This is a genomic window from Burkholderia latens, assembly GCF_902499045.1.
GTDB classification, from domain to species: domain Bacteria; phylum Pseudomonadota; class Gammaproteobacteria; order Burkholderiales; family Burkholderiaceae; genus Burkholderia; species Burkholderia latens.
On record NZ_CABVPL010000054.1, the window covers coordinates 21,630 to 42,811 of the forward strand.

At 68.7% G+C, this 21,182-nt stretch carries 20 protein-coding genes and 1 riboswitch; of the genes, 8 read left to right on the plus strand and 12 right to left on the minus strand.

What is annotated here, in order from left to right; translation table 11 throughout:
• The first annotated feature begins 496 nt into the window (after positions 1–496).
• Positions 497–1,201 (plus strand): glutathione S-transferase N-terminal domain-containing protein, encoded by a 705-nt coding sequence (locus tag BSE24067_RS27235; protein WP_151067897.1) that lies wholly within the window; start codon positions 497–499, stop codon positions 1,199–1,201.
• Between the two features lie 235 nt (positions 1,202–1,436).
• Here BSE24067_RS27235 and BSE24067_RS27240 read toward each other — a convergent pair whose 3' ends face one another.
• The 4 genes from BSE24067_RS27240 to BSE24067_RS27255 form a co-directional block, all read right to left on the minus strand.
• Positions 1,437–1,880, minus strand: coding sequence for a putative quinol monooxygenase (locus tag BSE24067_RS27240; protein ID WP_244130411.1), 444 nt, complete (start codon positions 1,878–1,880; stop codon positions 1,437–1,439).
• Between the two features lie 99 nt (positions 1,881–1,979).
• Positions 1,980–3,005 (minus strand): aldo/keto reductase, encoded by a 1,026-nt coding sequence (locus BSE24067_RS27245; RefSeq protein WP_151067895.1) that lies wholly within the window; start codon positions 3,003–3,005, stop codon positions 1,980–1,982.
• Positions 3,006–3,138: 133 nt separating this feature from the next.
• Positions 3,139–3,438 (minus strand): hypothetical protein, encoded by a 300-nt coding sequence (locus BSE24067_RS27250; protein ID WP_006498287.1) that lies wholly within the window; start codon positions 3,436–3,438, stop codon positions 3,139–3,141.
• Positions 3,435–3,995, minus strand: coding sequence for a flavodoxin family protein (locus tag BSE24067_RS27255; protein WP_006485396.1), 561 nt, complete (start codon positions 3,993–3,995; stop codon positions 3,435–3,437). Before BSE24067_RS27255 ends, BSE24067_RS27250 begins: the two co-directional genes overlap by 4 nt.
• A gap of 158 nt (positions 3,996–4,153) precedes the next feature.
• On the opposite strand from BSE24067_RS27255, the gene BSE24067_RS27260 reads away from it, so the two are divergent.
• On the plus strand, positions 4,154–5,110 hold the full coding sequence (locus BSE24067_RS27260) for a LysR family transcriptional regulator (protein WP_151067893.1): 957 nt from the start codon (positions 4,154–4,156) through the stop codon (positions 5,108–5,110).
• A 49-nt stretch (positions 5,111–5,159) separates the two neighbouring features.
• On the opposite strand, the gene BSE24067_RS27265 is transcribed toward BSE24067_RS27260, so the two are convergent.
• Positions 5,160–5,681 carry a MarR family winged helix-turn-helix transcriptional regulator gene (locus BSE24067_RS27265; RefSeq protein ID WP_151067891.1) on the minus strand — a complete coding sequence of 174 codons (522 nt, stop codon included), beginning with the start codon at positions 5,679–5,681 and terminating at the stop codon, positions 5,160–5,162.
• A gap of 130 nt (positions 5,682–5,811) precedes the next feature.
• Here BSE24067_RS27265 and BSE24067_RS27270 point away from each other — a divergent pair, with 130 nt between their 5' ends.
• Positions 5,812–6,990: an MFS transporter gene (locus BSE24067_RS27270; protein ID WP_151067889.1), complete on the plus strand. Its 1,179-nt coding sequence runs from the start codon at positions 5,812–5,814 to the stop codon at positions 6,988–6,990.
• A 36-nt stretch (positions 6,991–7,026) separates the two neighbouring features.
• Here the strand turns inward: BSE24067_RS27270 and cobM are convergent, their stop codons facing one another.
• From cobM to cbiE, 4 genes are read right to left on the minus strand one after another with little or no spacing between them, the layout of a single operon-like run.
• Positions 7,027–7,755, minus strand: coding sequence for a precorrin-4 C(11)-methyltransferase (gene cobM, locus BSE24067_RS27275; RefSeq protein ID WP_151067887.1), 729 nt, complete (start codon positions 7,753–7,755; stop codon positions 7,027–7,029).
• Positions 7,756–7,798: 43 nt separating this feature from the next.
• Positions 7,799–8,530: a cobalt-precorrin-6A reductase gene (locus BSE24067_RS27280; RefSeq protein WP_151067885.1), complete on the minus strand. Its 732-nt coding sequence runs from the start codon at positions 8,528–8,530 to the stop codon at positions 7,799–7,801.
• Positions 8,527–9,615, minus strand: a complete 1,089-nt coding sequence (locus BSE24067_RS27285; protein WP_151067883.1) for a cobalt-precorrin-5B (C(1))-methyltransferase — start codon at positions 9,613–9,615, stop codon at positions 8,527–8,529. Before BSE24067_RS27285 ends, BSE24067_RS27280 begins: the two co-directional genes overlap by 4 nt.
• Positions 9,615–10,850 carry a precorrin-6y C5,15-methyltransferase (decarboxylating) subunit CbiE gene (gene cbiE / locus BSE24067_RS27290; protein ID WP_151067881.1) on the minus strand — a complete coding sequence of 412 codons (1,236 nt, stop codon included), beginning with the start codon at positions 10,848–10,850 and terminating at the stop codon, positions 9,615–9,617. Before cbiE ends, BSE24067_RS27285 begins: the two co-directional genes overlap by 1 nt.
• Positions 10,851–11,055: 205 nt before the next feature.
• Positions 11,056–11,246, plus strand: a riboswitch (cobalamin riboswitch).
• A gap of 107 nt (positions 11,247–11,353) precedes the next feature.
• Here cbiE and cobG point away from each other — a divergent pair.
• The 5 genes from cobG (at position 11,354) to BSE24067_RS27315 (ending at position 17,532) form a co-directional block, all read left to right on the plus strand.
• Entirely contained in the window at positions 11,354–12,715 is a 1,362-nt protein-coding gene (cobG, locus tag BSE24067_RS27295) for a precorrin-3B synthase (RefSeq protein WP_279612892.1), read from the plus strand.
• Positions 12,708–13,334 carry a precorrin-8X methylmutase gene (locus BSE24067_RS27300; protein WP_151067403.1) on the plus strand — a complete coding sequence of 209 codons (627 nt, stop codon included), beginning with the start codon at positions 12,708–12,710 and terminating at the stop codon, positions 13,332–13,334. Before cobG ends, BSE24067_RS27300 begins: the two co-directional genes overlap by 8 nt.
• Positions 13,331–14,065: a precorrin-2 C(20)-methyltransferase gene (locus BSE24067_RS27305; RefSeq protein ID WP_151067401.1), complete on the plus strand. Its 735-nt coding sequence runs from the start codon at positions 13,331–13,333 to the stop codon at positions 14,063–14,065. Before BSE24067_RS27300 ends, BSE24067_RS27305 begins: the two co-directional genes overlap by 4 nt.
• Positions 14,062–15,801, plus strand: coding sequence for a precorrin-3B C(17)-methyltransferase (gene cobJ / locus BSE24067_RS27310; protein ID WP_151067399.1), 1,740 nt, complete (start codon positions 14,062–14,064; stop codon positions 15,799–15,801). The genes BSE24067_RS27305 and cobJ overlap by 4 nt, the downstream gene beginning before the upstream one ends.
• Positions 15,802–16,176: 375 nt before the next feature.
• Positions 16,177–17,532, plus strand: a complete 1,356-nt coding sequence (locus BSE24067_RS27315; RefSeq protein ID WP_170297544.1) for a chitinase — start codon at positions 16,177–16,179, stop codon at positions 17,530–17,532.
• Positions 17,533–17,646: 114 nt separating this feature from the next.
• Here the strand turns inward: BSE24067_RS27315 and BSE24067_RS27320 are convergent, their stop codons facing one another.
• From BSE24067_RS27320 to BSE24067_RS27330, 3 genes are all read right to left on the minus strand, one after another.
• Positions 17,647–18,390: an IclR family transcriptional regulator gene (locus BSE24067_RS27320; RefSeq protein WP_151067395.1), complete on the minus strand. Its 744-nt coding sequence runs from the start codon at positions 18,388–18,390 to the stop codon at positions 17,647–17,649.
• 68 nt (positions 18,391–18,458) lie between these two features.
• Positions 18,459–19,625, minus strand: coding sequence for an acyl-CoA dehydrogenase family protein (locus BSE24067_RS27325; RefSeq protein ID WP_151067394.1), 1,167 nt, complete (start codon positions 19,623–19,625; stop codon positions 18,459–18,461).
• A gap of 142 nt (positions 19,626–19,767) precedes the next feature.
• On the minus strand, positions 19,768–21,069 hold the full coding sequence (locus BSE24067_RS27330) for a CitMHS family transporter (RefSeq protein WP_151067392.1): 1,302 nt from the start codon (positions 21,067–21,069) through the stop codon (positions 19,768–19,770).
• Positions 21,070–21,182: the final 113 nt, after the last annotated feature.

Here is a 21,182-nt window from a genome sequence, read left to right on the forward strand (position 1 = left end):
GGGGCGGGAATTTCCCTAACAAAAACCTTCCGGTCATGCGGGGATTGCATTGTGACCGATCTGGCAGCAGGTTGATGCGCACGTGTGTTAGGACGTCGTATATCGATACGCGTCAAAATGGAATCGGTTTGCCTGGGCTGTCGCGCGGGCGATGCGTTGCCCGGCGAGATCGGCGGTGCGGCGCTCGGCGCGAAGCGAGCCGGTTACGCCGACGAACCGTTGGTCCGCATCTCGTCGCCAAGCGGATTCGGGGGGGGACCGCACCGCAACCACGATGGTCGGCGGAAGCACCATTTCCGCCGCACGCGGTGCGGTATCGCGTGGCGCCGCCGCCGTCTGCAGCGATCGCGGGGATCGGCTACAGTGGGCGTTTTTCGGCGCGCCCCGCGGGCCCGCCGCCGCGATCGCCCCACCGCTGCCGCCGTGTCGGCGGCGCCCGGCGTCGCGGCCGCGGGCCGGCGGAGCGCGGATCCTTCACGTTGACGAGCGAACTTCCATGCCCGATCTGTCTGCTTTCCCGATCACGAAAAAATGGCCGGCCCAGCATCCCGACCGTCTCCAGCTCTATTCGCTGCCGACGCCGAACGGTGTCAAGGTGTCGATCATGCTGGAGGAAACCGGCCTGCCGTACGAGCCGCATCTCGTGCGCTTCGACACGAACGACCAGCTGTCGCCCGAATTCCTGTCGCTGAATCCGAACAACAAGATCCCGGCGATCATCGACCCGAACGGCCCCGACGGCCGGCCGCTGCCGTTGTTCGAATCGGGCGCGATCCTGATCTACCTCGCGGTCAAGACGGGCCAGTTGATTCCGAAGGATCTCGCGGGCCGCTACGAGACGATCCAGTGGGTGATGTTCCAGATGGGCGGCATCGGGCCGATGTTCGGCCAGGTCGGCTTCTTCCACAAATTCGCGGGCCGCGACTATGAGGACAAGCGGCCGCGCGACCGTTACGTCGCCGAATCGAAGCGGCTGCTCGGCGTGCTCGATGCGCATCTCGCGAACCGCAAATGGGTGATGGGCGATACGTACACGATTGCCGACATCGCGATCTTCCCGTGGGTGCGCAATCTGGTCGGCTTCTACGAAGCGGGCGATCTCGTCGGCTTCAGCGAGTTCCGGCATGTCGCGCGGGCGCTGGACGCGTTCGTCGCGCGCCCGGCCGTCGCGCGCGGGCTCAATATTCCGGCGCGAAGCTGATCGGTTACGCGGATCGCACCACGTGTGGCCCGCGACCTGCGATGCCCGCCGCGTTGTGCGGCGGGTTTTGGGATCATCGCGAACTTCCGGGGAACCCTTAGAAGACTGGCGGTGTTCGGCCAAAAACGGTCGTGGACCAACAACGGCAACAAGACATCCGGTAGGCAGGTCGAGTTCCGGCAACGGACACGCACGCTTTCATGGCGATCCATTCTTCCCATCTGGCCGGTGTTTGTTACGACCGGCCCCTCAATTTCCTGAAGATGAGCGGCATTGCGTCAGCATCCAGCCCATCCATGTCAACCAGTCGCAGGGACTTCACCATGTCCAGCGTCGAACGCTTGTACTTCTTGAAATGCGGCGACTGGATATGTGCGTCGTACGCATCGCGGCTCGCATAAATTTCCACAATCTTGATGTGCGTCGGGCTATCCTTTTGAGCCATCGGGAAAATGCACACTACCCCCGGCTCGACGCGCATCGACGCCTCAGCCTCCTCGTTCAAGATGCGCCGATATGCTTCGAGATGCTGATTGAATATCTCGATTTCGGAGATACGGACCAACATTTTTGGCTCCTGCGCATGGACGTTACCGTGCTGCCCCAGCGGCAGTCCCGCACACATCACAACGAGCGCGAAGAGGATAAGACGTCGGCACTCGATGAACGGGGCCTTCATATCTATTTTCGTATTCGATGTTCGTCCAGCGGCGGTACGTTCGACCGCGGCGGCGAGTTCGCAAGCTACCGCCATTGAACGTACCGCCGCTCGCGACATTCAGTTCCGCGGCACTGAAATCGTCGGCGGATGTTCCGGAAGCGGTGGCACGATGCCATCCACCGGATGGGGGACATACGGCGCTTCGAGCGCGGCGATTTCGTCCTGCGTCAGCGAGAAGTCGAGCGCGCCGATGGCGGTTGCCAGATGCTCGGGCTTCGTTGCCCCGATGATCGGCGCGGTGATCGCCGGCTTCGTCAACAGCCACGCCAGTGCGACGTGCGCGCGCGGCACATGGTGTGCCTCGGCGATACGCGCGACGACGTCAACCACCTTCTGGTCCTGGATTTCAGCGTTCCGATACATTTGCAGCGCAAAGGCATCGTTCTGCGTGCGGCGCGTGGTTTCGCTCCAATCGCGCGTCAGCCTGCCGCGCGCCATCGGGCTCCATGGAATGACCCCGACGCCCTGGTCGGCGCAAAGAGGCAACATTTCGCGTTCCTCCTCCCGATAGAGCAGGTTGTACTGCGGTTGCATGGAGATGAAGCGCGTCCAGCCGTTGCGTTCCGCGACGTGCTGCATTTTCGCGAAGCGCCATGCCTCCATCGACGATGCACCGATGTAGCGGGCTTTGCCTGACTTCACTATGTCGTGCAGCGCCTCCATCGTTTCCTCCACAGGCGTGCCGTGGTCGAAACGGTGGATCTGGTAGAGGTCGACGTAATCCATGCCGAGGCGGGTCAGACTGTCGTCGATCGACTGAAGCAGCGCTTTCCGCGAGAGAAACCCGGTATTGGGTGAATTGCGCCACGGAAAGAACGCCTTGGTGGCGACGACGACCTCTTCGCGCCGCGCCATGTCGTTGAGCGCTCGGCCCGTGATCTCCTCGGAGCTTCCGCCCGAATAGATATTGGCAGTGTCGAAGAAGTTGATGCCCGCCTCGAGCGCTTGCCGAAAAAACGGGCGGGAGGCTGCTTCATCGAGGGACCACGGCTGGGGCAGGCGGGCAGGCTCCCCATAGCTCATGCATCCCAGGCAAAGACGAGATACTTTCAGGCCCGTTCGGCCCAGATTGACATATTCCATGTTCACCTTCAAAGGTCTATGGTCACACAACGCCGATAGGCAGACTGCGGCAGGCCCGTGGTTGACGATTTATCCGGCGTCACCGCTACACGACAACCACGGACCGACACCGCGATAGACGCTGCCGAAGCAGTCAAGCGTCGCGCGACGCGAACAGCGACTCCCAGCCGACGAACGGGCCGAGCGGAATGATCTCCCAGTCGATCAGGCCGACCTTGGCCAGCGGAAACTCGGCGAGCGCCTGTCTCGCGGCATCGACCGAATCGCTTTCGGCAATGATGGCGACGCCCGGGCGGTCCTGACGGAACGAGATTTCGCGCACGAAGCCCGTTTTATACAGATGCCACGCATGGCGCACTTCTTCGAGAAGATGGGGCTGATAGGCGTCCGGGCTGGCCCCCGGCAGCGGGACGTCGAGACAAAGCAATTTCATCGTGCGGCTCCTGACATGAACTGGCTGGTCACGTGAGCGACGCGCTCGCCCAGATACGCAGCGGTATCGATATCGCTCTCGATGGGGGTGATGTCCGGTGATGCATCATCCGATTGCGCCATCGCGCCCAGCCATCCGCCGACACGATTCTTCTCCTGCGGCGACTTGCCCGGGAAGATATCGAGTCCGACCCAGATCATCCCGTGCTGGGCGGCAAACAGCGCCATCGTGACGAGGGAATTCAGCTTGTCGCCGTGCATGGCGCCCGAATTCGTGAAGCCTGCGGCAATCTTGTTCCGCCACGACTGGGGAATCCACGCGGGCCGCGTCGAGTCCTCCATCACCTTTTTGAGCCTCGCGCTGACGGTGCCGTTGTAGGTCGGCGAACCGAAGATGATCGCGTCGCTCGCGGCGAGTTTTTCCCAGGGCGTATCGCCATCTGCAACGGCGATCAACTGCGCTTCGGCACCCGGCACGCGACGAACGCCGTCTGCAACGGCTTGGGCCTGTTTCGCGGTGTGGCCATAACCACTGTCATAGAGGATCGTGATGAGCATTGAAGACTCGCAAGCGTCGGACTGAGGGGCGATGCCCACCATTGTCACCAGCGTCACTCATTACGAGAAGTTCTGACAGGGTTGAACCACCCTCAACTGCAAGTTTAGAATCCGGCTGCGCGACGACAGGTCGGCGCGATGTCAGTCATGGAGGAAATGTGGATTCTTCGCAGCGTGTTCGAGCCATCATTTCTCTCGTCCAGGCCGTGGATGCGGGAAGTTTTGCGGCAGCGGCCCGACAATTGGGCGTCACGTCGGCTGCCGTGAGCAAGAACGTGGCGGGCCTCGAAAAAGCATTGGGTGTACGGCTGATGAACCGGACGACCCGCACACTCAAACTCACAGAGGAAGGCGAGGCGTTTTTGCGCCACGCGCGCATCGCACTTGAAACACTGGATGCCGCGATCGATACGGTTTCCGCCCAGCGGGCCGTGCCGGCCGGGCGCGTGCGGATTTCGACGAGTGCCGCCTTCGGGCATAACCACGTGCTTCCGGCGCTGCCCGCGCTGCTCGCTCGCTACCCGGCGCTATCGGTCGAGGTCGATTTCGACGATCGGGTCATCGATATTGTCCGGGACGGCTACGACATTGCGGTAAGAGGCGGCAACATCCCGGATTCCGCGCTCGTGACTCGCCCCATTTGTCGCTTGAATACGGTACTGGTAGCGTCTCCCGACTATCTGGCGAACCATGGCGTGCCCGAGACGCCGGATGCGTTGCACGCGCACCGGCTCATTGCACGGCGATTCCTGAGCGGCCAGGTCGCGCCATGGAACTTCACGGGCGAAGACAAAAGCATCACGACGATCGACCCCTCCGGCAAGGCAATGCTGACACTATCCGCGCCGGAATCGCTGGTGCAGGCGGCGTGCGATAGCGTTGGCATCGCGGAGGTCGGGGTGCATCTTGCGTGGGATCGGTTGCGTTCCGGTGCGCTGAAGGTCATTCTCCACAGGTTTCACCACCCCGGAAGCTATGAGATGGTGATGCAGTATCCACACCGGGCGCTTGTCGCGCCACGAGTGCAAGTTACCGTGAAACATCTGCTGGAAGCGCTAACGGCGGATAGCAAATTGCATGTGCCTACGGATGCCTTGGATATCTATAGCGTGTAGCAGTTGGTCATCGTTCAGTGTTACCTCAGCTTGTACCATCACGCATTGTTCAACGCGATTTCCGCTCCTCACCTTCCGGCGCCCCACCTTCCAGCCCCGCCAGCAGCTTTCCCAGCAGTTCCGACAACTGCGCCTGTTCCGCCGCCGACAACGCAGCCAGCAGCGCGCGCTGATTGTCGATGTGCGCGACAACCGCTTCATCGATCAGCGCCCGCCCGGCAGCCGTCAGCGCGACGAGCGTGCCGCGCCCGTCGGCCGGGTTCGGCCGGCGCTCGACCCAGCCGGCCTTCTGCAACCGGTCGATGCGCGCGGTCATCCCGCCCGACGACATCATCAGTGCGTCGTACAGCGCGGTCGGCGTCAGCGCGTACGGCGCACCGCTGCGCCGCAGCGTCGCAAGCACGTCGAATTCGCCTGGCTGCATGCCGTAGCGCGCGAACAGCGGATTGAGACGATCGCGCGCGATCACGAGCGCGGCCTCCTGCAACCGCCCCATCACCACCATCGACGTTGCGTCGAGATCCGGACGCTCGGTGCGCCATTGCGCGAGCGCATGCTCGGCTCGATCCATTAACCCTCCTCGCTTTACCAGTTATCTTGACGTCGAGACAAATGTGCATTTATCTTGATGTCGAGATACTTTACCTGAAAAACGCGCGGCGCCTCGCGGCCAGCCGCGTATCGATAGAGAGGGCCTTGCGATGAATCGCTTCACTTCCGCGGGATGGCGGCTCGCCGCGATCGTGCTCGTCGGGCTGAACCTGCGGCCGGCGCTCGCCGCGGTTGGGCCGCTGCTCGACATGATCCAGCGCGCGACCGGTATCGGCGACGGCGCGGCCAGCCTGCTGACGACGATCCCGATCCTGCTGATGGGGCTCGGCGCGCTGAGCGCGCGGCGCCTGCAGCGCGTCACCGGAATCGCGGGCGGTGTATGGCTCGGCGTCGCGTTGATCGGGTCGGCCTGCGCGTCGCGCGTCGGTGCGCAGCACGCATGGCTGCTGCTCGCGAGTGCGTGCTGCGTGGGCGTCGGGATCGCGATGGTGCAGGCGCTGTTGCCCGGCTTCGTGAAGGCGCATTTCGCGACGCGCATCGGCGGCGCGATGGGCGTCTATTCGACGTCGATCATGGGCGGTGCGGTGCTCGCGAGCGTCGTCGCGCCGTTCGCCGCGGCGCGCTGGGGCTGGCTCACCGCACTCGCGGGCTGGGCGCTGCCAGCGGCACTCGCCGCGCTGGTCTGGCCGCTGGCCAGCCGTGGCCGCGACGCGCTTGCGGCCGGGGCGGCGTCGGTATCGAATGCACGGCCGTCGCGTTCGCCGCGCGCATGGCGGCTCGCGCTGTTCTTCGGTATCGCGACCGGCGCCTACACGCTCGTGCTCGCGTGGCTGCCGCCGTACTACATGCGGCTCGGCTGGTCACCGACCGCGGCCGGCACCCTGCTCGGCGGCGTGACGCTCGCGGAAGTCGTCGCGGGGCTGACGATTTCCGCGACGATCGACCGCGTGCCCGATCGCCGGCCTGCGCTGCATGCGGCGATCGCGTCGCTGTTCGTCGGCTTGCTGGCAATACTGGCGGCGCCCGACGCACTCGCATTGCCGGCCGCTCTGCTACTCGGCGCCGGGATCGGTGCGCTGTTCCCGCTGTCGCTGATCGTCACGGTCGACCATGCGGCCACGCCGGCCGATGCCGCGTCGCTGACGGGGTTCGTGCAGGGTGTCGGCTATCTGGTGGCAGGCGCGTTTCCGTTCGCGGCCGGCATCGTGCGCCAGCGTCTCGCGGACCTGACGCCCGCGTGGATCGCGATGGCGTGCCTGTGCGTCGTGCTGTTCGTGCTCGCGGCCGGGTTTGCACCGAAGCTGGCGCGGCACGTCGCGCGGGCCTGAGCGACGCCGCGGGCCCCCGGCGCGGACACGGATGCGTCAGACCGCGCTTGCGTACAGCGTCGAATCCGCGAACCCTTCGGCATCGAGCACGCGCCCGATCAGGATCAGCGCGGTGCGCTCGATCTGCGTGCCCTGCACCTTGCCGACGATATCGGCGAGCGTCCCGGTCACGCGTTCCTCGTCGGGCCAGCTCGCACGGTAGATCACCGCGACCGGGCACTCGGGCCCGTAATGCGGCAGCACTTCGTCGACGATCCGCGCGAGATGCCGCACGCCGAGATGGATCGCGAGCGTCGCGCGATGCGCGGCCAGCGAACCGAGCGCTTCACCTTCCGGCATCGTCGTCTTGCCGGCGAAGCGCGTGAGGATCACCGTCTGCGCGATGCCGGGCAGCGTGAGTTCGACACCGAGCGTCGCCGCGCACGCGGCCGTGGCCGTCACGCCCGGCACGATTTCGTATGGAATCCCGAGCGTCTTCAGCCGGCGGATCTGTTCGCCGATCGCACCGTACAACGACGGGTCGCCCGAATGCACGCGCGCGACGTCCTGCCCTTTCGCATGTGCATCGGCGAGCAGCGCGACGATCGCGTCGAGATCGAGCTCGGCCGTATTGACGACCTGCTCCGCGCGATGGCCGTCGAGCACGGCAGACGGCACGAGCGAACCCGCATACAGGATCACCGGGCACGTGCGCACGAGGCGCTGGCCCTTCACCGTGATCAGCTCCGGGTCGCCGGGGCCCGCGCCGATGAAATACACCGTCATCGAAAATTCTCCGTCAATTCATGAGGCGGCCGTTCGTGCGGCGTCACGCGCGCGCAGCCGGATCGAGCGCATCGAGCAGCGCGGCGGCCGAGTCGAACGCGCGATCGGCGTCGGGCAACGGCGGCCGTTTCAGCATCACGACCGGCACCCTGCGCTCGCGCGCGACGTCGAGCTTCGCCTCGGTCGCGGCGCCGCCGCTGTTCTTGCTGACGACGACGTCGATACCCGCGAGCGCGAACAGCGCGCGTTCGCCGTCGAGCGTGAACGGCCCGCGCGCGGCGACGACCTGCGCGCGCGCGTTGCCCGGATGCGGATCGAGACAGCGCACGAGCCAGAACTGGTGCGGCGGGATCGCGTCGAGATGCGCGAGCGGCTCGCGGCCGAGCGTGAACAGCGGCCGCCGGAACGGCGCGAGCGCGGCCTCGATGCCGGCCCAGTCGTCGACCGTCCGCCAGTCGTCGCCGGGCCGCGGCGTCCACGGCGCGCGGCGCAGCGCCCACAGCGGCACGCCCGCGTCGTGCGCGGCCGCCGCGGCATTCGCGCTGATTCGCGCAGCATACGGATGCGTCGCGTCGATCACGAGGCCGATGCCGGCGCTGCGCAGATACGCGGCGAGCCCCGCTGCGCCTCCGAATCCGCCGACGCGCACGTCGCAGCGCAAGTCGTCGGGCACCTTGCCGAGGCCCGCGAGGCTATACACATGGTGCGGGCCGAGCGCGCGCGCGATCTTCAGCGCGTCGCCGGTGCCGCCGAGCAACAGGATGCGCGCGCTCATCGTGCGCGCCCGACGAAGCGGCCCTGCCGGTCGATCGCGAACATCTCGATCGCGACCGACGCCGGCACGATGTCGCGTGCGACCCGCAGCGCATGCGCACACACGATGTCGCCGAGCGCCACGTGTTCCGCGAGCGCGAGCTTCAGCGCTTCCTGGCTGGTGTTCGCCGCGCGCATCGCGGCCTGCAGTGCGTCGTTTGCGCCGGCTTCTCCGGCCCACTGCGCGAGCAGCGGCAGGTCGATGCTCGAATGCCGGCTGTGCAGGTCGAGATGGCCGGCCGCGAGCTTGCTGAGCTTGCCGAAGCCGCCGCACATCGACACGCGCTCGATCGGCGCGCGGCGCAGGTGCTTGAGCACCGCACCGGCGAAATCGCCCATTTCGATCAGCGCCATGTCGGGCAAACCGTAGTGCGCGCGCATCGCATCCTCGCTCGCGTTGCCGGTGCACGCGGCGATGTGCGCGATGCCGTTCGCGCGCGCGACGTCGATGCCCTGGTGGATCGACGCGATATACGCGGAGCACGAGAACGGCCGCACGATGCCGGTCGTGCCGAGGATCGACAACCCGCCGACGATGCCCAGGCGCGGGTTCATCGTCTTCAGCGCGAGCGCCTCGCCGCCGTCGACGCCGATCGTCACGTCGAAGCCGCCCGCATAGCCGCATTCGGCGGCGAGCGCGTCGAGATGCGTGGTCATCATCTGGCGCGGCACCGGATTGATCGCCGGTTCGCCGACCGGCAGCGTGAGCCCCGCGCGCGTGACCGTGCCGACGCCCGGCCCCGCATGAAAGCGCACGCCGGGCGGCTCGGCCAGCGTGACGTGCGCAAAGATCAGCGCGCCGTGCGTGACGTCCGGATCGTCGCCGGCATCCTTGATCGTGCCGGCCTCGGCGCCGTCGGCCGTGGTCCGGCAGAACTCGAGCCGCATCATCACGTGCTGCCCTTTCGGCAACACGATCTCGACCGCATCGTGCGCGTGCCCCGTCAGCAGCAGGCGCGCGGCAGCGAGCGACGTCGCGGTCGCGCAGCTGCCGGTCGTGTAGCCGAAGCGCAGCGGCGCCGGTTGTTCGGGGGTTTCGTCGCGCATCACGCGAAGTCCGCGAAGTTCGTCACGGTGGAATCGGGCTTGCGCACGTCGTACAGCGTGACGGGCAACGGCTGCCGCCACGTGTCGAAGCGGCCGAGCGGCTCGGCATGCGCGAGCGACACGCGCGTGAGCGTGCCGCCGTGCGCATCGCGCCATGCGGCGAGCGCGAGCTCGCCCTGCAGCGTGACCGCGTTCGCGACGAGCCGGCCGCCCGGTTTCAGCGCCGACCAGCACGCGTCGAGCACGCCGGCCGCGGTCGCGCCGCCGCCGATGAAGATCGCGTCGGGCGCCGCAAGGCCCGCGAGCGCATCGGGCGCACGCCCGGCGACGAGTTGCAGGCCCGGCACGCCGAAGGCGTCGCGGTTGTGCTCGATGAAGCGCTGCCGCTCGACGTGCGACTCGATCGCGATCGCCTGGCACGACGGATGCGCGCGCATCCATTCGATGCCGATCGAGCCGCTGCCCGCGCCGACGTCCCACAGCAGTTCGCCGGGTGCGGGCGCGAGGCGCCCGAGCGTCAGCGCGCGCATGTCGCGCTTGGTGAGCTGGCCGTCGTGGCGGTACGCGTCGTCGGGCAAGCCTGGCGTCAGCGCGTGGCGCGACGCATCGGGGCCGGCCTCGCAATCGAGCGCGACGAGATTGAGCGCGGCGGTTTCGTCGACGTTCCAGTCCTGCGCGAGACCGTCGATGCGCCGCTCGAGCGGGCCGCCGAGATGTTCGAACACGCTGATGCGGGTCGGGCCGAAGCCGCGTGCGGCGAGTTCGGCCGCGACCGCCGCCGGCGTGCGGCCGTCGGCGCTCAGCACGAACAGGCGCCGGCCCGGCAGCAGATGGCGCGCGAGCGTCGCGAGCGGACGGCCGACGAGCGAGACGGCGCCGACGTCCTGCAACGCCCAGCCGAGCCGCGCGGCGGCGAGCGACAGCGACGACGGCGCGGGCAGTACGCGCCATTCGTCCGGAGAAAGCGCACGCGCGAGCGTCGCGCCGACGCCGAACAGCATCGGGTCGCCGCTCGCCAGCACGCACACGGGCGCGCCGCGGCGCGCGAGCAGGCCCGACAGGTCGAACGGCGACGGCCACGCCTCGCGCTCGGCCCGCAGCCGCGCGGGCAGCATGTCGAGGTGCCGCTTCGCGCCGACGATCCGCGTCGCGTCGAGCAGCGCGCGTCGTGCGCCGCGCCCGAGCCCCGCGTAACCGTCGTCGCCGATGCCCACTATCGTCAGCCACGCCGTCATGCACCCTTCCCCATCGTCCGGTTCCATCGAGTCGCCGCGCGCCGGCGGTGAAGACGCCGGTGCGGCGGTCCGCATTGCGAAAGTCGGCATGGTACCGTGTTCCACCGCGCGTTTCACCTGCGGGGCCGCTGCGGCCGGGGCGCGTGCTCATGCGTGCACGGCGCCCCGTTCGACGGTCGCGAAGCGCCGGTGAAATCGGGTATCCTACGGCCGTTCGTTCGCCGGTGCCCTTCGGGGCCGAAGAGGGAACACAGGGCGCGCATCGCGCCGCTGTGGCTGCCCCCGCAACTGTAGACAGCGAGCCGATCTCCCCCTCATGCCACTGGTTTCACCGGGAAGGCCGGGAGCAGGCGCCGACCTGTCAGCCAGGAGACCTGCCGGCCTGAAAGTGCGTGCGTGCCAGTCGGCGTCGGGCGGGGTGTACCGATGCGTTGGCCGCGGCGCGACACTGCCCCGGTATCCCGTTGAGATCCGCTTCCGATTCGAATCCAGCCTCGCCTGTCGTGCGCCCGTCGGCTTGTCCGGGGCTCGTGCGCGTCGTCGCGGCCGCCGACGGCGGACTGTGCCGGATCAAGCTGCCCGGCGGCAGCGTCGACGCACGGCAGGCACGCGCGATCGCCGCCGCCGCCCGCGCGTACGGCTCCGGCGCGATCGACGCGACCAATCGCGCGAATCTCCAGCTGCGCGGCATTCGCGACAGCGCGGCCGATGCGCTCGTCGACGCATTGCTCGACGCAGGCCTCGGCCCGCGCACGTACGCAGCCGGCGCCGCCGCCAACCGTGCGGCGCTCGCCGCGAGCGACGACGTCCGCAACCTGATGCTCAGCCCGCTCGCGGGGCGCGATCCCCACGCACTGCTCGACACCCGAACACTCGCCACGCCGTTGCTCGACATGCTCGCGCGCGAGCCGCGCCGCGGCGAGCTGTCGCCGAAATTCTCGATCCAGCTCGACGGCGGCGAATCGGTCGCCGCGCTCGATCATCCGCACGACATCTGGCTCGCCGCATGGCGCCGCGGCGACGGCGCGCTGCGCATGGCCGCGGGCCTGGCCGGCTGCCCGCCGGTCGCGCCGGACGATCGGCCCGCGTCGCTGGACGTCGCGCCGGACCAGGCCGTCGCGCTCGTGCGCGCATTGCTGCTTGCGTTCGTCGATCTGGCGCCCGCCGACGTCACGCGGATGCGTGCGCTGCTCGCGAACGGCGCCGAGCCTGCGCTGCTCGAGCGCGCGCAGCATTACGCGCGCTTCCCGCTCGCAGCCGATCCCGCGCTGGCCGGCTGGCGGCGTGCGCATGCCGACGCCGCGCTGCGCTTCGGCGCGCGGGCGTCGCTCGACGCGGACCGCTGCAGCGTCGGCGCGCAGTTCGTGCTCGGCCGGCTCGATGCGGCGCAGCTGGAACGGCTTGCCGCGCTGGCCGAAGCCGATGGCGACGGCACGCTGGCGATGACGCCGTGGCAAGGCGTGTTCGTGCACGGCGTGCGGCACGCGCGCGCGCCTGCCGTGCTCGACGCGCTGGCGGCGCTCGGTCTCGTGTGCACGCCAGGCGATCCGCTCGCGGCGCTCGTCGCATGCACCGGCAGCGCGGGCTGCGCGAAGTCGCACGCCGACACGAAGCGCGATGCGCTCGCGCTCGCCGCGCGCGTCGGCCAGCCGGTCGACGTGCACCTGAGCGGCTGCGAGCGCCACTGCGCGCTGCCGCATCCCGCGACGCACACGCTCGTCGCGGTGGCGCCCGCGCACTACGACCTTTACCGGCGCGACGCCGGCGCGGGCCTCGGCGCCCCGCTCGCGCGCCATCTGACGATTGACCAGGCCGCGGCCCGACTGACGGGCACGCGGCACAGCCAGGACACCACCGATGCTTGACTACATTCGCGACGGGCAGGAAATCTACCGCCAGTCGTTCGCGACGATCCGCGCCGAGGCCGACCTGTCGCGGATTCCGCCCGATCTCGAGAAACTCGCGGTGCGCGTGATCCACGCGTGCGGGATGGTCGACGTCGTCTACGACCTGCGCTTCTCGGCCGGCGCCGGCACGGCGGGCCGCACCGCGCTCGCGGCCGGCGCGCCGATCCTGTGCGACGCGAAAATGGTCGCCGAAGGCATTACGCGCGCGCGGTTGCCGGCCGGCAATCCCGTGATCTGCACGCTCGGCGAACCGGAAGTGCCCGATCTCGCGCGGCAGCTCGGCAACACGCGCTCGGCCGCGGCGCTCGAACTGTGGCGCCCGCACCTGGCCGACAGCGTCGTCGTGATCGGCAATGCGCCGACCGCGCTGTTCCACCTGCTCGACATGATCGACGCCGGCGCGCCGCGCCCCGCGCTGATCCTCGGTTTCCCGGTCGGCTTCATCGGCGCGGCCGAGTCGAAGGCGGCGCTCGACGCCGACAGCCGCGGCGTGCCGTACGTCGCGCTGCTCGGCCGCCGCGGCGGCAGCGCGATGGCCGCCGCCGCCGTCAACGCACTCGCGACGGAGGTCGAATGACGAGCGCGCGCGGACGTCTGTTCGGGGTCGGCGTCGGCCCCGGCGACCCCGAACTGATGACGATCAAGGCGCTGCGCGTGCTGCAGGCGGCGCCGGTAGTCGCGTATTTCGTCGCGAAGGGCAAGAAAGGCAATGCGTACGGGATCGTCGAGGCGCATCTGGCCGATGCGCAGACGCAGCTGCCGCTCGTCTATCCGGTGACGACCGAGGCGCTGCCGCCGCCGCTCTGCTACGAGACGGTGATCGCCGACTTCTACGACACGGCCGCCGAGATCGTCGCGTCGCATCTCGATGCCGGGCGCGACGTCGCGGTGATCTGCGAAGGCGATCCGTTCTTCTACGGGTCGTACATGTACCTGCACGACCGCCTCGCACCGCGCTACGACACCGAGGTGATCCCCGGCGTGTGCGCGATGCTCGGCGGCACGGCCGTGCTCGGCCAGCCGCTCGTCTATCGGAACCAGAGCCTGTCGGTGCTGTCCGGCGTGCTGCCGGCGGACGAATTGCGCGCGCGGCTCGCGCAGGCCGACGCGGCCGTCGTGATGAAGCTCGGCCGCAACTTCGACAAGGTGCGGCGCGTGCTCGACGAGCTCGGGCTCGCGAAGCGCGCGCTGTACGTCGAGCGCGCGACGATGGCGACGCAGCGGATCGTGCCGCTCGACGAAGTCGATCCGATGGCGTCGCCGTATTTCTCGCTGCTCGTCGTGCCGGGGAAAAAATGGCAAGGATGACGACTCCGCCCGCAATCGTGATTCTCGGCGCCGGCGCGCTCGACACCGCGCGGCGCATCCAGGCGCGCTATCCGGGCGCGCTCGTGCACGGGCTCGCGTCGCGCGTGGACGCCGACGTGCCGTTCGACGAACTCGGCCCGCACCTGCGCGAGCTCTATGCGCGAGGGCTGCCGATCGTCGCGCTGTGCGCGGCCGGCATCGTGATCCGCTGCATCGCGCCCGCACTCGCCGACAAGGGTGTCGAGCCGCCGGTGCTCGCGGTCGCGGAAGACGGCTCGGCCGTCGTGCCGCTCCTCGGCGGGCTGACGGGCGTGAACGCGATCGCGCGCGAAATCGCCGATTGCGTCGGCGTCGCGCCGGCGATCACGACGAGCGGCGAGCTGCGGTTCGGCGCATGCGTGCTCAATCCGCCCGACGGCTACGCGCTCGCCGATCTGCAGCAAGGCAAGCGCTTCGTGTCCGATCTGCTCGCGGGTGCGGCCACGCGCGTCGACGGCTCGGCGCCGTGGCTCGACGACGTCGCGCTGCCGCGCGACGACGCGGCCGCGCATGCGATCCGCGTGACGCCCGACGCATGGCGCGGCGCACGCGACGAACTCGTGATTCATCCGCGCAGCGTCGTCGTCGGCATCGATGCGGGCAGCGTGTCGGCCGATGCGGCGTCATCGCTCGCCGACCGCATCGGCGCACTGCTCGACGCGCATGGCCTCGCGCGGCTCGCGCTCGCCGCGCTCGTCGCGCCGAGCGCGTTGCTCGGCGATCCGCACGTCGAAGCGGCCGCGCGGACGCTCGGCGTGCCGCTGCGGTTCGCCGATGTGGATGCCGATGTAGCCGGCGAACACGTTCGCGCTGCCGCCGCCGATGCCGCCACGCTGCTCGGCGGCACGTTGCGCGTCGCGCACACACTGCGTGCAACCTCCAACGGTCTGGCTTGCGCGGTCGCTTCGCAGCCCGTCGAACCGGCGACGCTCGGCCGCGCGCGCGGCCGCCTGACCGTGCTCGGCCTCGGCCCGGGCGATGCCGCGTGGCTCACGCCCGCCGCGCGCGCCGCGCTGGCTGACGCGACCGACATCCTCGGCTACACCACCTACGTGACGATGGCCGGCCCGTTCCGCGCGGACCAGCGCGTGCACGGCACCGACAATCGCGAGGAGATGCAGCGCGCGCGTCACGCGTTCGAGCTCGCTGCCGAAGGCCGGCGCGTCGCGGTCGTGTCGTCGGGCGATCCCGGTGTGTTCGCCATGGCCGCGGCCGTGCTGGAGGCGCTCGACGAAGCGCGCGATCCGCGCTGGGCCGCGGTCGAACTGCGGATCGAGCCCGGCGTATCGGCGTCGCTCGCGACTGCCGCGCAGGCCGGCGCGCCGCTCGGCCACGATTTCTGCGCGATCTCGCTGTCGGACAACCTGAAGCCGTGGGACGTGATCGAGATGCGGCTGCGGCATGCGGCGCAAGCCGATCTGGTGATGGCGTTCTACAACCCGATCTCGCGTGCACGGCCGTGGCAGCTCGATCGCGCGCTCGACGCCGTGCGTGCGCACCGCGCGCCGGATACGGTCGTCGTGCTCGGCCGCGACATCGGCCGCCCCGGCGCGACACTCACGACGACGACGCTCGGCGCGCTGCGCAGCGAGCAGGTCGACATGCGCACGATGGTGATCGTCGGGTCGTCGACGACGCGGCGTTTCGCGATCGGCGGCGGGCGCGAGTGGGTTTATACGCCGCGGTGGTATCGCTGAGCGGCGCGCTGCGCACGCCTACGCCGCACGCAGACCGCTTCGCCTGACGACCGGCTTCGCGGCCCGCGTCGCCGGTTCGCTGGAACCGGTCGACGCAGGCGGGCGCCGTGTTCGTCGGTATCCATCGTGTGCGGTGCGCCCCACTACGTTCGGCAAGCCGTCGTCAGCCGGAAAAAACGCCCGCCCCGCGTTTCGATCGGCGATCGAATCGGCAAGATCGTTACGTACCGGGAGTCGAATAACGAAAAGAATACCTAAGCGTTCACGATTCGGCGCGAATCCTCCAAGATGGGCACGCCGCCGGGCGGGCATGCGCTGCCGCCCGTCCGCGGCGATACGCGGGCCAGCGTATCCCTCTTCCACTTGGAGAACACAATGAACAACAACGTGTTGCCGCGATTCACCCCGCGCGCGCTCGCCGCGGGCTGCCTGCTCGCGATGGCGAGCGTGTCGCACGGCGCCGGCGTTTATGCGCCGTTCGTCGACGTGACGCTCTACCCGACGCCGCTCGTCGATCGGATCGGCGTCCAGCAAGGTATTCAGCAGTTCACGCTCGCATTCGTGGTCGCGGGCAGCGGCTGTGCGCCGTCGTGGGGCGGCGTGCAGCCGATCGGCAACGGCGCAAGCGGCGACCTGCTCGCGTCGCTGTCCGCGTCGATCGCGAGCTATCGCGCGAAAGGCGGCGAGATCGCCGTGTCGTTCGGCGGCGCGAACGGCACGCCGCTGATGCAGGCCTGCTCGACCGTCCCCGCGTTGAAGACGGCGTACCAGACGGTGATCGACACGTACGGCCTCACGCATGTCGACTTCGACATTGAAGGCGCGTCGCAACAGGACAGCGCCGCCGTCGCGCGCAATTTCCAGGCGGTCGCGCAACTGCAGTCCGATTACGCGGCGAAAGGCAAGGCGCTGCACGTGACGCTGACGCTGCCGACGATGCCGACCGGGCTCACGCAGGACGGCGTGAACGTCGTCAACGCGGCGATCGCGAACAAGGTCGCACTCGACGCGGTGAACCTGATGACGATGGACTACGGCCCCGCGAACATCGACATGGGCGCGGCCGCAATCAGCGCCGCGCAGGCGCTTTACGCGCAGCTCGACACGGCGTTCAAGTCGACCGGCCAGCCGAAGACCGGCGCGCAACTGTGGCAGATGGTCGGCGTCACGCCGATGATCGGGATGAACGACGTGCAGGGCGAAACCTTCACGCTCGCGAATGCGCAGAGCGTGCTGAACGCGGCCGTCAACAACGGCTACGGATTCTTCGGCAACTGGTCGATCGGCCGCGACCAGCCGTGCCCGAACGACGGCGCGTACGTGGCGCCGACCTGCTCGGGCATCGCGCAGCAGCCGTACGCGTTCGCGTCGATCTTCCGCAAGCTCGGCGGCAAGTGGGGCGCGGGCGTCACGCAGGATCCGAACTACGGCGGTGGCTCAGGCGGCGGCACGCCTCAGCCCGGCGCGCCGTGGTCGGCCGGCCAGGTTTATACGGCCGGCGCGATCGTGACTTATCAGGGGACGACGTACCAGGCGCAATGGTGGACGCAGGGCGACGTGCCCGGCCAGGCCGCGGTATGGAAGCCGGTCGGCGGCGGCACGCCGGTGTGGTCGGCAACGACCGCATATCAGGGCGGCACGTGCGTGATCTATCAAAGCACGAAATATTGCGCGAAATGGTGGACGCAAGGCGACAACCCGAGCGCCGGCGGCGTGTGGGTCAAGTCGTGACGTCGTGAAGTCGCGCCGCAGCGGCGCATGATGCGCGGCGGCCGTTCGCGGACGCTGTCCGGCATCCCGGCGAACGGCCGCCCAAGCGAGTGCCGCGCGGCTTCGCGGCCGATGCTACCCCCGCCCCTGCTCCGCCAGCAGCCGCGCTTTCGTCTCGACCAGCAGCGCCGCGTGCGCGTCGCGATGCTGGCGGATCCGCTCGGTCGGCCCGACGATGGACAGCCCGTACCAGTCGCCGTCGAGCATCAGCGCGACCGCGATCGCCGACAACTCGGGCGCGCTCTCGCCGAAGTTCTCCGCCCAGCCGAGTTCGCGAAACCGCGCGGTTTGCGCGACGAGCGCCGGCAGGTCCGGCACGCTCGCGTCGGTGAAGCGCTCGAACGACAACTGCGCGCCGAGCGCCTGCTGCGCATCGTGCCCGAGTTCCGCGAAGATCGCCTTGCCGATCGAGTTCGCATGCAGCGGGCGCAACTCGCCCGGCTGGCGCGTATAGCGGATCGCCTGCTCCGACTCGACGACGTCGAGATACGTGACCGACGTGCCCTGGATCTTGCCGAGCACGGCCGTCTCGCGGCTCGCGTCGCGCAGCGCGACGAGATGCGGATGCACGAGATCGACGACCGGATCGGTCGCGTCGATCGCGGCGGCAACCGTCTGCAGGCGCCGCGTCGGGTAATAGCCACCCCGCTTGCGCACCTCGTACAGATAGCCGCGGCTCACGAGCGTGCGCGCCATCGCGAGGCAGCTCGACGCCGGCACGTTGAGCAGGCGCGCGAGTTCGGTGAGCGGCAGCGGCCGCCGTTCGGCGGCGAACAGCTCGAACAGGTCGAGCGTGCGGGCAACGAGTTTGACGTCCATGACGAGCGCTTGATTCGGAAGGGGAAGCCGCGCGCCGGGAGAGCCGCCGGGCCGCCGGGCCGGTACGGTCAGTACGACTTCGGCAACCCGAGCACCTTCTCCGCGATGTAGCACAGGATCAGTTGCGGGCTCACGGGCGCGAGCCTCGGAATCATACACTCGCGCAGGTAGCGCTCGACATGGTATTCCTTCGCATAGCCCATCCCGCCGTGCGTCGCGATTGCCGTCTGGCACGCCTGAAATGCGGCTTCCGCGCCGAGGTACTTCGCGGCGTTCGCCTCGGCGCCGCACGACTGCCGCGCGTCGTAGCGCGTCGCGGCCTTCATCACCATCAGCCACGCAGCCTCGAGCTGCATCCACGCGTGCGCGAGCGGATGCTGGATCGACTGGTTCTGCCCGATCGGCCGGCCGAACACGACGCGCTCGCACGCATACTGCGTCGCGCGCCGCAGCGCGGCCTGCCCGAGGCCGATCGCCTCCGCCGCGATCAGGATCCGCTCGGGGTTCAGCCCGTGCAGCAGATAGCGGAAGCCGTCGCCTTCGTTGCCGATCAGGTCGTCGCGCGGCACGCGCAAGTTGTCGATGAACAGCATGTTCGAATCGACGGCCTTGCGGCCCATCTTCTCGATCTCGCGCACCTCGACGCGCGAACGGTCGAGATCGGTGTAGAACAGGCTCAGCCCGTCGGTCGGCTTCGTGACCTGATCGAGCGGCGTCGTGCGCGCGATGATCAGCATCTTGTTCGCGACCTGCGCGGTCGAGATCCAGATCTTGCGGCCGCTCAGCACATAGTGATCGCCGTCGCGGCGTGCCTGCGTGGCGAGGTGCGTCGTGTCGAGACCCGCGTCGGGCTCGGTCACTGCGAAGCACGCCTTGTCGCGCCCGGCGATCAGCGGCGGCAGGAAGCGCGCCTTCTGTGCGTCGTTACCGAACACCTGCACCGGGTTCAGCCCGAAGATGTTCATGTGCACGGCCGACGCGCCGGACAGGCCCGCGCCCGATGCACTGATCGTGCGCATCATCAGCGCGGCCTCGGTCATCCCGAGTCCGGCGCCGCCGTATGCCGGGTCCATCGCGATGCCGAGCCAGCCGGCCTCGGCGAGCGCCGCGTGAAAATCGGATGGAAACCCGCCCGCGCGATCGCGTTCGAGCCAGTAGTCGTCGCCGAAGCGTTCGCAGATTTTCTCGATTGCGCTTTCGATCGCGCGCTGGTCGTCGGTCAGATCGAACTGCATGGATTGCTCTCCAGGAAAACGTGAACGGCCGCGCCGTTCTCAAGACAACGCCGGGTTGCTCCGGAGTTTCCGCGTCGAAGAACGCGCCGTTGGCGGGCGGCTCCGTCGCCGGCAACGCGCGAAGCGACCGGTCCGGTTGCCGTCACAACGGAAACACGCCGATCGCGACCGCGGCGAACACCATCAGCACCGTGGCGGCGAACAGGAATGGAATCGTGAATTTCTGGTGCTCGGCGAGCTCGACGCCGGTCAGCCCGACGATCAGGAACGTCGCGGGCGTGAGCGGGCTGACCGGGAAACCGGTCGTCATCTGCCCGAGCAGCGCGGCCTGCGCCATCTGTATCGGCGGCACGCCGAGCAGCTTCGCGCTTTCCGCGAGCACCGGCAGCACGCCGAAGTAGAACGAATCGGGATCGAACAGCAGGCTGAGCGGCATCGACAGCAGGCCGAGCACGAACGGCATGTGGCGCGCATGCTCGACCGGCACGTGCGCGACGACGACCTCGGCCATCGCCTTCAGCATCCCGGTGCCGGACATGATCCCGGTGAACGCGCCGGCCGCGAGCAGCACGCTCGCCATCATCAGCGCGGCCTTCGCATGCGCATCGATTCGTTCGCGCTGCGCGTGCACGTCCGGATAGTTGATGACGAGTGCGGCCACCGTGCCGAGCATGAACATCACCATCGGATCGACGACGCCCGACACCAGCGTGCCGAGCACGACGAGCGTCAGCGCGACGTTGATCCGGAAGCGTCCGGGCCGGCGCAGCGCGCGTTCGGCGTCGGTGAGCTCGCGCGGCGCGATCGCGAGCGCCGCCGCGCCGGCGCGATCGAGCCCGAGCCGCTTCGCCTCGCGCACGCCGAGCACGTACGCGGTGCCGAACACGAACACGAGCCCGATGATCTGTACCGGGATCATCGGCGTGAAGATCGCCGAGCCCGGAATGTGCAATGCCGCGGATGCGCGCAGCATCGGCCCGACCCACGGCAGGAAATTGACGCCGGCGGCCATCGACGCGACGCACGCGAGGATCCGTCGGTCCATCCCGAGCCGCGTGTAAAGCGGCATCATCGCGGGCAGCGTGACGAGAAACGTGACCGCGCCCGAACCGTCGAGATGGATCAACAGCGCGAGCAGCGCCGAGCCCATCACGATGCGCGGCGGATGACACCCGATCACACGCAGCACGCCGGCGATGATCGGGTCGAGCATGCCGGCGTCGGTGAGGATTCCGAAAAATAGAATCGCAAAAACGAACATGCCGGCGATCGGTCCGATGTTCTGCACGCCGTGCACGATGAACTTGCCGGTCGAGAGTCCGAAGCCGGCCGCGAGCGATGCGGCCACCGGCACGACGATCAACGCGACGAGCGGCGACAGCCGCTTCGTGATGATCAGGCCGAACAGCGCGACGATCGCGATCGCGCCGATCCATGCGAGCATGATGTGTCTCCTGTTGCGCGGCCTCGCGCGGTGCGCGGGCCGTCAGGTATCCAAAGGGCGTGCGGTACGCGGTCGTGCGGCCCGGCCCGTGCACGGCCGCGCGCCGCGATGCG